The sequence below is a fragment of the Streptomyces sp. NPDC037083 genome (assembly GCF_055606485.1).
In genome coordinates this window covers 165,081-177,514 of sequence record NZ_JBVJSQ010000013.1, presented here as the reverse complement: position 1 = coordinate 177,514, position 12,434 = coordinate 165,081, and the positions used below count along the sequence as shown (strand labels likewise).

The 12,434-nt window shown below is 72.8% G+C and carries 7 protein-coding genes; 2 read left to right on the top strand and 5 right to left on the bottom strand.

Annotated features, from left to right (window positions below; all coding sequences use genetic code 11):
- Nucleotides 1–36: 36 nt before the first annotated feature.
- The 4 genes from ACZ7DE_RS30675 to ppdK form a co-directional block, all read right to left on the bottom strand.
- Nucleotides 37–1,251 (bottom strand): globin domain-containing protein, encoded by a 1,215-nt coding sequence (locus tag ACZ7DE_RS30675; protein WP_470766832.1) that lies wholly within the window; start codon nucleotides 1,249–1,251, stop codon nucleotides 37–39.
- An 87-nt stretch (nucleotides 1,252–1,338) separates the two neighbouring features.
- On the bottom strand, nucleotides 1,339–4,026 hold the full coding sequence (gene adhE, locus ACZ7DE_RS30670) for a bifunctional acetaldehyde-CoA/alcohol dehydrogenase (RefSeq protein WP_470766830.1): 2,688 nt from the start codon (nucleotides 4,024–4,026) through the stop codon (nucleotides 1,339–1,341).
- Nucleotides 4,027–4,214: 188 nt separating this feature from the next.
- Nucleotides 4,215–4,865 (bottom strand): CBS domain-containing protein, encoded by a 651-nt coding sequence (locus ACZ7DE_RS30665; RefSeq protein WP_470766828.1) that lies wholly within the window; start codon nucleotides 4,863–4,865, stop codon nucleotides 4,215–4,217.
- 16 nt (nucleotides 4,866–4,881) lie between these two features.
- The gene (gene ppdK, locus ACZ7DE_RS30660; RefSeq protein WP_470766827.1) at nucleotides 4,882–7,566 is read right to left on the bottom strand and encodes a pyruvate, phosphate dikinase; all 2,685 of its coding nucleotides are present in this window, start codon (nucleotides 7,564–7,566) and stop codon (nucleotides 4,882–4,884) included.
- A 325-nt stretch (nucleotides 7,567–7,891) separates the two neighbouring features.
- On the opposite strand from ppdK, the gene ACZ7DE_RS30655 reads away from it, so the two are divergent.
- Both ACZ7DE_RS30655 and ACZ7DE_RS30650 read left to right on the top strand, forming a co-directional pair.
- Nucleotides 7,892–9,610 carry a GAF domain-containing sensor histidine kinase gene (locus ACZ7DE_RS30655; protein ID WP_470766825.1) on the top strand — a complete coding sequence of 573 codons (1,719 nt, stop codon included), beginning with the start codon at nucleotides 7,892–7,894 and terminating at the stop codon, nucleotides 9,608–9,610.
- 735 nt (nucleotides 9,611–10,345) lie between these two features.
- Nucleotides 10,346–11,260 carry a universal stress protein gene (locus ACZ7DE_RS30650; protein ID WP_470766824.1) on the top strand — a complete coding sequence of 305 codons (915 nt, stop codon included), beginning with the start codon at nucleotides 10,346–10,348 and terminating at the stop codon, nucleotides 11,258–11,260.
- A 428-nt stretch (nucleotides 11,261–11,688) separates the two neighbouring features.
- On the opposite strand, the gene ACZ7DE_RS30645 is transcribed toward ACZ7DE_RS30650, so the two are convergent.
- On the bottom strand, nucleotides 11,689–12,417 hold the full coding sequence (locus tag ACZ7DE_RS30645) for a CBS domain-containing protein (RefSeq protein WP_470766823.1): 729 nt from the start codon (nucleotides 12,415–12,417) through the stop codon (nucleotides 11,689–11,691).
- Nucleotides 12,418–12,434 lie beyond the last annotated feature (17 nt).

The window sequence follows — 12,434 nt, the reverse complement described above, 5'->3', positions numbered from 1 at the left end:
GTCCTTCCTCGGGGGCGCCGGAAAAGGCGAGGGGGTTCAGGCCGCGGTCTCGGGCAGCCACAGGTCGGGTCCGAAGACCTCGTAGCGGATGCGCCGGGCGGGCACCCCGGCGTCGAGCAGCTGTGCGCGCGCCGCTCGCATGAAGGGCAGCGGGCCGCACAGGAACACCGTGGCGTCGTCGGGGAGTTCCGTTCCCCCGAGGTCCATCAGGCCGGTGCGGGCGTCGGGCTCCTCCGGCCCGGGGCGCTCGTACCAGAACACGGCCCTCGCGCCCGGCAGCCGTCCGACCAGCTCGTGCGTCTCGGCGCGCAGGGCGTGGTCGGCGGGGGAGCGGTCGGCGTGCAGCACCAGGACCGGGCGGATCGAGCGGAGGGCCGCCAGGTGGGCCAGGATGCCGGTCATGGGGGTGCATCCGATGCCGGCCGAGACCAGCACGACGGGGGAGGTGGCGTCCACCGGGTCGTCGAGGAAGACGTCCCCGAACGGCGCGGACAGCAGCAGCTCGTCCCCCTCGCGGACGTGGTCGTGCAGCAGGGCGGAGACCTCGCCGTCGGGCCCGGCGCCGTCGCCCCTGACCCGCTTCACGGTGATCCGTCGCAGGTCGCCGCCCGGGTCCGAGGACAGGCTGTACTGGCGCAGTTGACGCACGCCGTCGGCCAGGCGCACGCGGACGCTCACGTACTGGCCCGCGCGGGCACGCGGTGCGCGCCCGCCGTCCGCGGGGCGGAGCAGGAAGGACACGACGTCTGGGGTCTCGGTGCGGCGTTCGACGACCGTCCAGGGCCGCCAGATCCCGCCCGGCTGGACGCCCGCGTCCTGGTAAAGGAGGGTCTCCCGGCTGATCAGCGCGCCGGCCATCAGCCAGTAGACCTCGTCCCAGGCAGCCGCCACCTCCGGGGTGACCGCGTCGCCGAGAACCTCCGCTATCGCGCCGAACAGGTACTTGTGGACGATCGTGTACTGATCGTCGGTGACGCCGACGGCCGCGTGCTTGTGGGCGATCCGGGACAGCAGCGCGTCCGGCCGGGCCTCGGGGTTCTCCAGCAGCGTCGCGGCGAACCCGGCGATGGAGCCGGCCAGCGCTCGGCGCTGGGCGCCGCTGGCCTGGTTGCCGCGGTTGAACATCCCGTCGAGCAGTTCCGGCCGGTCGCGGAACATCGTGGCGTAGAAGCGGGCGGTGATCTCGTCGAGCGCTCCGGCCACGGCGGGCAGGGTGGCCCGGACGAGGGCGGCGGATTCCGCGGACAGCATGGAACAACCTCCTGAAAGGCAGACAAAGGGAAGAAGGGGAGAGGGAGGGGGCGGGAAGCGGAGAGCAGGGCGGGGAGGCCCTGGTGCTCAGTTCGACGGAGCGGCGCTGCCGGTGCTCCCGGCGTGGCCGTAGTAGGCGGCGCGCATGAGCTCCCGCATGTCGTCGAGCATCGGCATCCGCGGGTTGGCGGGCGCGCACTGGTCGTCGTAGGCGTTGAGGGCCTGCTGGGGCAGGGCGTCGAGGAAGGCGCGCTCGTCGACGCCGAGGGCCTGGAAGGTCGGCTCTATGCCCACCGCGTCCCGCAGCCGTTCCACCGCCGCCGCGAGCGACTCGACGCCCTCCGCCGGGGTGCCGGCGGGCAGACCGAGGGTGCGCGCGATGTCCTGGAAGCGTTCGGGGGCGCGGTAGCTCTCGTACTTGGGCCAGCCGGTGAGCTTCGTGGGGACGGTGCCGTTGTAGCGGATGACGTGCGGCAGCAGGACGGCGTTGGTGCGGCCGTGCGCGATGTGGAACGTGGCCCCGAGGGTGTGGGACATGGCGTGGACGATGCCGAGGAAGGCGTTGCCGAACGCCATGCCGGCGATGGTGCCGGCGTTGTGCATCTTCTCCCGCGCCTCGGGCCGGGCCGCACGGTCGCCGACCGCCGGCTCGATGTTCTCGAAGACCAGCCGGATCGCGTGCAGGGCGAGGCCGTCGGTGAAGTCGTTGGCGTAGACGGACACATACGCCTCGATGGCGTGGGTGAGGGCGTCGAAACCGCTGTCGGCGGCCAGTGCTCGGGGCAGCCCGGTGGCCAGCAGCGGATCGACGATGGCCACGCTCGGGGTCAGCGCGTAGTCGGCCAGCGGGTACTTCTTGCCGGTCGCCGGGTCGGAGATGACGGCGAACGGGGTCACCTCGGCGCCGGTGCCTGAGGTCGTGGGCACGCACACCAGGCGGGCGAGCCTGCCGAGCACGGGGAAGCGGAAGGCGCGCTTGCGGATGTCGGAGAACTTGTGCCGCATGTCGGCGAAGTCGACGTCCTTGCCCTCGGCCTGCTGCTCGTACAGGAGCCACATCACCTTGGCCGCGTCCATGGGGGAGCCGCCGCCGAGGGCGATGATGGTGTCGGGGCGGAAGTCGCCCATGAGGCGGGCGCCGCGCCGCACGGAGTCGATGCTCGGCTCGGGTTCGACGTTGTCGATGACCTGGATGGTGACCGGCTCCCGGCGTCGCCGCAGCACGCGCTCGACCCGGTCGACCAGGCCGAGGCGGGTCATCGTCGCGTCGGTGACGACGGTGACGCGGTGGACGTCCGGCATCGAGGTGAGGTAGCGGATGGACTGCGGCTCGAAGTAGATCTTCGGGGGCACCTTGAACCACTGCAGGTTGTTGCGGCGCGCCGAGACGCGCTTGACGTTCAGCAGCTGGGCCGCGGACACGTTGTTGGACACCGACGTGCTGCCCCAGGAGCCGCAGCCCAGCGTCAGCGACGGCAGCAGGCTGTTGTAGATGCCGCCGATGGCGCCCTGCGAGGACGGGGCGTTCACGAGGATCCGTACGGCCTTGATGCGCCGGCCGTACGCCTCCGCGAGCTCCGTGTCCCCGGTGTGGATGACGGCGCTGTGGCCCTGTCCGTGGAAGGCGACCATGTCGGCGGCCAGGTCGAAGCCCTGCTGCTGCGAGCCGGCCCGCAGGACGGCGAGCACCGGGCAGAGCTTCTCGCGGGTCAACGGCTCCTGCGGGCCGACCAGGTCGGCCTCGACCAGGATGAGGGACGTGCCGGCGGGTACGGTGAAGCCCGCCTGCTCCGCGATCCACGCCGGGCTCTGCCCGACGGCCGCGGCGTTCACCTTGGGCTCGCAGCCCGCGCCCGCGGCGCCGGCGGGGAACAGGAACGTCTCCAGCTTCGCCTTCTCCTCCGCGGTCGCCAGGTGGGCGTGCAGGGTGCGGAATTCGGCGAGGACCGCGTCGTAGATCTCCTCGTCCAGGATCACGGCCTGCTCGGAGGCGCAGATCATGCCGTTGTCGAACGACTTGGACAGGACCAGGTCGTTGACGGCCCGGCGTACGTCGGCGCTGCGGTGGACGTAGGCGGGGACGTTGCCGGCGCCCACGCCCAGGGCGGGCTTGCCGGCCGAGTAGGCGGCCTTGACCATGGCGTTGCCGCCGGTGGCGAGGATCAGCGAGACGCCCGGGTGGCGCATGAGCGCGCCGGTGGCCTCGACGGACGGGGTCTCGATCCACTGCACGCAGTGCTCCGGCGCACCCGCCGCGACCGCGGCGTCGCGCACGATGCGGGCGGCCTGCGCGCTGCAGCGCTGGGCGGAGGGGTGGAACGCGAACACGACCGGGTTGCGGGTCTTCAGCGCCATCAGCGCCTTGAAGACGGTGGTGGAGGTCGGGTTGGTGACGGGGGTGACCGCGCACACCACGCCGACCGGCTCGGCCACCTCGGTCATGTCGTCGATGTCGTCGCGGGCGATGACGCCGACGGTCTTCATCGGGCCCATGCTGTGCGTGACGTATTCGCAGGCGAACATGTTCTTGGCCGCCTTGTCCTCGAGGACGCCGCGACCGGTCTCCTCCACCGCGAACCGTGCGAGCTCGGTGTGCTGGTCCAGGGCGGCGACCGAGGCCTTCTTCACGATGTGGTCGACCTGCTCCTGATCGAGCGCCTCGTAGTCGGCGAGTGCCTTGAGCCCGTTGGTCACCAGGCGGTCCACCGCGATGGCGATGTCGGACGGCGCGGCGGCGGGGTCGCTGGTCGCGCTGCGGTCCTCGTGGCGGGTCATGGGGGTGAGCCTCCGTCGGTGAGAGGGCGGCGCCGCACGGTCGGCGGCACGGAAGGAGCGGCGGTGCGGAAGGAGCGGCCGTACGGGAAGGAGCGGTGACGCGTGGAGGGAGCGGTGAACGGTGGCGGGTGCGAGGGGCGGTGTCCGGAGTTGCCGGTCCCGGCCGCCTGCACCAGCAGCTTGTCCTGTCAGCGGTGTTCCGCCCCAGGTCCCTTCGGTCCCTTCACGGGGCCGACCGGCCCTGAATCGATGCGGACCGTCAGCCTGTTGACCACGCCGACCACACCGTCCACCCGATAGGTCAGCCGGATCACGAGCGGAAGGTCCTCGCCGTGCTCCAGGGAGCCCTCCAGCTGGGCCATGCCGTCGCGGACCGAGACGGTCACCCCGTGGTCCGGCCGGCCCAGCGCACGGGGCAGCACCTCGTCGTGGACCTCCCGGCGGATCTCGTCGTCCGTGCGCAGGAAGACGCGCAGCAGGTCGCGCCGGGTGGCGATGCCGATCAGCCGGTCCTCCTCGTCCACGACCGGGAGGCGTTCGACGCCGTGCCGCTCCATCACGCGCGCGGCGTCCGCGATCCGCTGCTCCGGGTGCACGGTGACGGCGGGCGTGGACATCAGCTCCTGGGCGGTGGCCGCACGGCAGTCGGGGGACCGGGCCGCCTGGCGGCGGATCAGATCGGTCTCCGAGATCACTCCGACGACCTTGTCGTCCTCGTCCACCACGGGCAGCCCGCTGATGCGATGCCGGTCCAGCAGCCGTACGACGTCCTTGAAGGGCGTCTCCCGGTGGGCCTCGACGACCTCACAGGTCATCACCTCACCGACGATGCGGGCCATGCGACCCACCTCCTTGTCACCTGCTGTCGCTCGTCGGGGACTCGGAGAGCGCGGCCCGTCCGGCTTCCAGCCGCGCGACCGGGACGCGGAACGGCGAGCAGGAGACGTAGTCCAGTCCCGCGGCGTGGAAGAAGTGGACGGAGTCCGGGTCCCCGCCGTGCTCGCCGCAGACGCCGATCTTCAGGTCGGGGCGCGCGGCGCGGCCCTCGTCGACCGCGATCCGCACCAGCCGGCCGACACCGTCGCGGTCGAGGGTCTCGAAGGGGGAGGCGGCGAAGATGCCTTTGTCGAGGTAGGCGGAGAAGAAGGCCGCCTCGACGTCGTCGCGGGAGAAGCCCCAGGTGGTCTGGGTGAGATCGTTGGTGCCGAAGGAGAAGAACTCCGCCTCCTCGGCGATCCGGCCGGCGGTGAGCGCGGCCCGGGGCAGCTCGATCATCGTGCCGACCGGGCAGTGCACCGGAACGCCGGATTCCGTGGAGACCTCGGCCAGGACGCGTTCCACCTCGGCCCGCTCGATGCGCAGTTCCTCGACGGCGCCGACCAGCGGCACCATGATCTCCGCCTGGGGGGAGCCCCCGGCCCGCGTCCGTTCCACGACCGCCTCGGCGATCGCCCGAACCTGCATGGCGACCAGCCCCGGGACGACCAGACCCAGGCGGACGCCGCGCAGGCCGAGCATCGGGTTCTCCTCGTGCATGCGGTCGACGGCGCCGAGCAGCTCGGTGTCGCGCGGGTGCGGCACATCGCCCCGTGCCTCGGCGGTGGCGATGCGCACGGCCAGGTCGGTGCGGTCGGGGAGGAACTCGTGCAGGGGCGGGTCGATGAGCCGGATGGTGACCGGCAGGTCGTCCATCGCCTCCAGGATGCCGATGAAGTCCTGCCGCTGCAGGGGCAGCAGCGCGCCCAGGGCCTTCTCGCGCTCGCCGTCGTCGCGGGCCAGGATCATCGCCTCGACCAGCTTGCGGCGCTCGCCGAGGAACATGTGCTCGGTACGGCACAGCCCGACGCCCTGCGCGCCGAACCGCCGGGCGCGGGCGGCGTCCTTTGGTGTGTCGGCGTTCGCCCGCACCTCCAGCCGCCGGACGGCGTCGGCCCGTCGCATGGCGCGGGCCACGGCCTCGACCAGCGCGTCGGGCTGCTCGCCGGTCTCGAAGTACCGCATCACCGCGGAGTCGACGAGCGGAGCGGCGCCCAGGTACACGGCGCCCTCGGAGCCGTCGACGGAGACGACCGTGCCCTCCTCGACGACGGTGCCGCCGACGGTGAAGCGCCGTGCCGCGGTGTCGACGGCGAGTTCCTCGGCACCGCACACGCACACCGTGCCCATGCCCCGGGCGACCACGGCCGCATGACTTGTCTTGCCGCCGCGGCTGGTCAGCACCGCCTGCGCGGCGATCATCCCCGGCAGGTCGTCGGGGGTGGTCTCCTGCCGCACGAGGACGACCTTCTCGCCCGCGGCGGCCCGGCGCACCGCCTCGGCCGAGTCGAACACCGCCGCGCCCACGGCCGCACCCGGAGAGGCGGGCAGTCCGTGCGCGAGCGCCTCTCCGACGGCCGAGGTGTCGAAGCGGGGGAACATCAGCCGGGCCAGGCCGTCGCCGCCGACCCGGGCCAGGCCCTCGTCAGGGGTGATCAGCTCCTCGTCGACCAGCTCCGCCGCGATGGTGAACGCGGCCGCGGCGGTGCGCTTGCCCACCCGGGTCTGCAGCATCCACAGCCGGCCGCGCTCGATGGTGAACTCGATGTCGCACAGATCCCGGTAGTGGGTCTCCAGCACCCGCATGTACCCGCGCAGTTGGTCGTAGGAGACGGGGTCCAGGTCCCGCAGCGCGGTCAGCGGGACGGTGTTGCGGATGCCCGCGACGACGTCCTCGCCCTGCGCGTTCGCCAGGTAGTCGCCGTACAGTCCGGGCCGGCCGGTGGCCGGGTCGCGGGTGAAGGCGACGCCGCTGCCGGAGTCGGATCCGAGGTTGCCGAAGACCATGGTCTGCACGTTCACGGCGGTGCCCAGGTCGTCCGGGATGTGCTCACGGCGCCGGTACAGCCGGGCGCGCTCGCCGTTCCAGGACTCGAAGACGGCGAGGACGGCCCGGCGCAGCTGCTCGGCGGGGGACTGCGGGAAGTCCTCGCCGGTCTCCTGGCGGATCAGCTCCTTGTACGCCGAGACGAGCTCGGCCAGGTCCGCCGCGTCCAGCCCGAGGTCGTTCACGGCCCCGCGCGAGCGCTTGAGAGCGGCCAGGGCGTTCTCGAACAGCGAAGCGTCGACGCCCATGACGGTGCTGCCGAACATCTGCACCAGGCGGCGGTAGGAGTCCCAGGCGAAGCGTTCGTTCCCGGAGACCTTCGCCAGGCCGAGCACCGATGCGTCGCTCAGGCCGATGTCGAGGATCGTCTCCATCATGCCGGGCATGGAGAAGCGCGCGCCGGAGCGCACGGACAGCAGCAGTGGGTCGTCGGCCTGGCCCAGCCGCCGTCCCGCGGGCTCCTCGAGAACGGTGAGGTGGTCGGAGATCTCGCCGGCCAGGGTGCGCGGCTCGGCGCCGCCGGTCAGGAAGGCCCGGCAGGCCTCGGTGGTCACGGTGAACCCCGGCGGGACCGGCAGGCCCAGCCGGGTCATCTCGGCCAGGTTGGCGCCCTTGCCGCCGAGCAGGTCGGCAAGGTCACGGCCGCCTTCTGTGAAGTCGTACACGTAACGGACCATGACTGCGGTCTCCTCCGGTGGGCATCGGGCCGGCTACGTCTCCAGGCTCCGACCGCGCGGGCCGCCGGGGCAGGTGCTGTCGGTCCCCTCCCATGGGCCGGTCGGCCCAGGCGGGTGCGAGCAGGGCGCACGGTGACGTCCCGGGCGGTCCGTCGGGGGATGCGACACCGTCGGCAGCGGTCCAGGTCAGACCCACTGCCGACGGTGTCGCAGAGGCGAGGCGGAGTGCCGGTGATTCGCTACCGCACCCCGCGGCCGACCACTACCGTGACAGGTGACCGGACCGTTGGGCGTCCGTGCGTCGACGGGATCTGAAGGAGCACCGGTGGAGACCCCCGAGGAGGCCCGCGTGCGGCTGCCGCAGCTGAGGCTGGACGAGCTGCTGGAGGAGCTGCAGGCGCGACTGGACGCTGCCCGCGGCACCCGCGACCGCGTGCACAGCCTGCTCGAGGCGGTGCTGTCGGTCGGCAGGGAGCTGGATCTCGAGCAGGCCCTGCACAGCATCGTGGAGGCCGCCGCGGCGCTGGTCGACGCGGAGTACGCGGCGCTGGGCGTGATCGGCCCGGACGGCAGGCGGCTGTCGGCCTTCCACACGGTCGGCGTCAGCGACGAGCAGATCGCGCGCATCGGCCCCTATCCCGAGGGCCACGGCATCCTGGGGGAGCTGATCCGCCACCCCGAGCCACTGCGGCTCGCCAAGATCTCCGAACACCCGGCCTCGTACGGCTTCCCGGAGCACCACCCGCCGATGAACAGCTTCCTCGGGGTCCCGATCCGGGTGCGCGACCAGGTCTTCGGCAACCTGTACCTGACCGAGAAGCGGGGCGGCGGCCAGTTCGACGAGGAGGACGTCTCGGTCACGCTGACCCTGGCCGTGGCGGCCGGCGTCGCCATCGACAACGCCCGGCTGTACGAGGAGTCCCGGCTGCGGGAACGCTGGCTGCGGGCGACCGCGGAGATCACCCACAGCCTGATGTCCGGCGGTGACCGCACCGAGGTCCTCGCCCTGATCGCCGAGCGCGCCGGCGAGATCACCGGATCGGCTCTGGCGGCGGTCGCGGTCCCCATGGAGGACACCGGGACACTCGCCGTGGAGATCGCCGTCGGAATGGACGCACAGGCGCACAAGGGCCTCGTCCTGCCGATGGACAGCAGCCTGATGGGGCTGGCCTTCTCCGGCGCCTCCCCGGTCTCCAGCGCGGACGTCGGCCGTGACGGGCGCATCGCCGCCGAGCCTCCGCGGTTCGACGGACTCGGTCCCGCCGTGGCCGTCCCCATCGGCACCGGCGAGGCGGGCCCGCGCGGCGTGGTCCTGGTGGCGCGAAAGACCGGTCAGCAGGAGTTCTCGGTGACGGAGATCGAGCCGCTGAAGTCGTTCGCCGCACAGGCCGCCATCGCGATGGAGCTGGCGGAACGACGACAGGACGCGGAGGAGGTCGCGGTGCTCAAGGACCGCGACCGCATCGCACGCGACCTGCACGACCTGGCGATCCAGCGGCTGTTCGCCACCGGCATGACGCTGCAGAGCGCCGGCCGGTTCATCGAGCACGAGGAGGCCGCCGAGCGCGTGGTGCGCGCGGTGGACGACCTGGACGAGACCATCAAGATCATCCGGTCGACGATCTTCGGCCTGCGGACCCGCGAGGGCGCGGGGGAGGCCGGCCTGCGGGCCCGGGCGGTGCGGGTGGTCGGGGAGGCCGCGCCGGTCCTCGGCTTCGCCCCCAGCGTCCGGATGGAAGGCCTGCTGGACACCGACGTGCCGAAGGAGATCGCCGACCACATGATGGCCGTGCTCTCCGAGGCCCTGACCAACGTCGCCCGGCACGCCCACGCCGGCCGCGTCGACGTACTCCTGGCCACGGACGGGCGCGAGGTACGGCTGTCGGTCACGGACAACGGCGTGGGCATCCCCGCCGAAGGCCGCCGCAGCGGGCTGCGCAACATGGCCGAGCGCGCCGAACAGCTGGGCGGCGCACTGGAACTGGGGGCGCCCGAGGGCGGCGGCACGGTACTGGTGTGGCGGGTGCCGGCGCAGAAGCGGTAGGGACGCGGGGCACGGACGTCCGCGGCGGAAGCGACGCGTGAAGGGACTGGGAAGGGCGCCGTGGGGCGGGAAGGACGCCACCCGCTACTCGCGGATCCTGATCACGCGGTGCACGGCCTCTGTCACCGCTTCCCCGCGTCGGTGTCGGGTCCTTCCCGCCGCGTCCAGCACACCACCGCAACACCACGGCCGCCAGGGCCGAACGGCCCCGGTTCCCGGCACCGCCGGTCCATCGAGGAGCCCCGCGCCGCAAGGGGCGGCCCGGACCCCGAAGCGGCCCGCTCGGCTCATGCGCCGCGCCCTGTCGTGGAGTTGGCTGGGAGCTGAGGAGAACGACGCCGACCAGGGAGGGCGAGGACAGTGGGTACCAGTCTCACACCGGAGTTCTGGGAACGGTTCGCGGTGCTGCTCGTTCTGGCCGTAGGTCTGACCTGTGTCCTCACTGCGGCCCTCGACGGCCTGGCCGTCCGGCTGCTGCGCCGTCGGGCTCCCGGGGCGCAGCAGCCGGCGCCGCACCGGCCGGTCCGCACGGAGGCCGCACGTCGGTGCACTGCTGACGTGTTCGACCCACCTTGCCTTCACGGGCCGGGGACTCGACCCCGGCCCATGCCGCCGAGCACGCCCGCGCGGCCGTGCTCCGAGGGCCGATCGGCGCCGGGCAGGGACCTCCGGCCCCTCCTCCGGCCCGGCGGCCGGCTCGGAGACTGACGGTGCATCCCTGAAGGAGGTCCGCACATGCCCGCCATCACCGTCGGTCTCGACGGCTCGCCCGAAAGCCTGGCCGCCGCCGACTGGGCCGCACGCGAAGCAGCCCAACGAGAGGTCCCCCTGCGTCTCCTGCACGCCGGGACTCCGCTGGGCGCTCGGTACACCCCCTTCCTGGGGGCTCCGGCGCCGGGCGCGATCGAAGCGCAGCAGGAGTGGGCGGCTCACCTCCTGCACGACACCGAAGGACGGCTTCAGGAACGTCACCCCGGCCTGCGGGTCACCACGCGGCAGGCCCGGACGGACGCGGTACCGGCCCTGTTGGCGGCGGTGGAGGACACCGAGCTGCTGGTTCTCGGGTCCCGGGGCCTCGGCACGGTGGCCGGCTTCCTGGTCGGCTCCGTGGCGCTCGCCGTCGTGGCGCGCGCCGAGCGGCCCGTCGTCCTGGTGCGGGCCGGTGCGCTCGCCGAGGACGAGCATCTGCCCGACCCCGCGGGCGCCGCGTCGACCACGACGCCATACCGCGACGTGGTGCTGGGCCTGGATCTGGAGGAACCGGGCGACGCCGTCGTGGAGTTCGCCTTCGAGGCCGCCCGGCGGCGCGCGGCCGTGCTGCGGGTCGTCCACGGCTGGAACCCGGCGACGGTGTACGGCTACGGCGCCTCCCTGGACGCGGGGCTCGACGCGGAGTTGGCGGAGGAGACACGGCACGGCCTGAGCGAGGTCCTGCGCCCGTGGAAGGACAAGTTTCCCGGCGTGGAGGTGCGGGCGCAGGCCGTCGTCGGCGGTGCGGGCCGTCATCTCGTGCATGCCTCGCGGGACGCGGCGCTGGTCGTCGTCGGTCGGAAGAAGAACCACGCCTTGGTCGGCGGCCGCATCGGACCGGTGACGCACGGGGTGCTGCACCACGCCTCCGCGCCGGTGGCCGTGGTGCCGCACGACTGACGCGGTCGAGCAGGCCGGCCCTCGCCGAAGGCACAGCGGCGGCGAGGAGCCGGTGGCGGCCACGGCCGGTCGGGTCCGTCAGCGGCCCGGTCGACCCACACGGTCCGGGCCCCCGGGGGGGGGGAGTTGACGGGGGCCGGGACCATCCGGGTGCGGCGCGGCAGAGACAGGGCGCGCCGGGCCGCATCAGGTGTGCGCGGCCGGTGGACAACTCGCCGGCCGCGCACACGTCGTGCCGTCTGCCGTCTGCCTTCGGTCTTCCGTCGTGCCTGGCCATGATGCGGGCGGCCTCGGACAAGGCGGTGGCGCCGTGCACGGTGACCGCCGGGATGCTCTTCAGGTCCTCGGCGGTCAGCGCACCGGCCTTCGCCAGGTCGGACAGGCGCTGCCGCTGGGTGATGCGGTCCGGAAGGTAGCGGAGCGCCGTCTCAGAGCTTGCGCAGCCAGTCGTCGGAGACGCCGTGCACGGCCGTGCCGAGGGGCTGCGGGGGCTTGTCGTCGATGCGGTAGGAGAGGTGGTCGACGACGTCGACGACGCCGTCCAGCCGCCGCGTCGCAGCGACGGCGACGGAGATCTCGCTGCGTCGTTCCAGCTGACCGGTGAGCGTGACCACGCCGTCCTGCACGGCCGCCTCGACGGTGTGCGGAGGGAGCCAGAGCGTGTTGAGGATGACCTCCTGTTGCACGTCCCGCCGGATCTCGTCGTCGGTGCGCAGGAAGACCTGGAGCAGATCCCGGCGGGTGACGATGCCGACGAGCGCGCCCTGTTCGTCCACCACGGGCAGCCGCTCGACACGGTGCTCCGTCATGATCCGGGCGGCCTCGGTGACCGTGGCCTCCGCGCGCACGGTGACGGCGGGCGTCGACATCACACCGCCGGCCGTCCTGGCACGGTTCCTGGCCGCGGCGCGCCGGGCGGGACGGCTGAGCAGACGCCGGCACCGGGTCAGGACGCCGGCGGAATCCGGCTCGTCCGCCTGCCGCAGCACGAGGTCGGTCTCGGAGATCACACCGACGACCCTGTGGTCCTCGTCGATCACCGGGAGCCCGCTGATGCGGTGCTCCCCGAGGAGACGCACCACTTCCTTGAACGGCGTGTCGCACCGCGCGGTGACGACGTCGCCGACCATGAGAGCGCCTGTCCTCGTGGGCTTCATGGCTGAGCCTCGCTTTC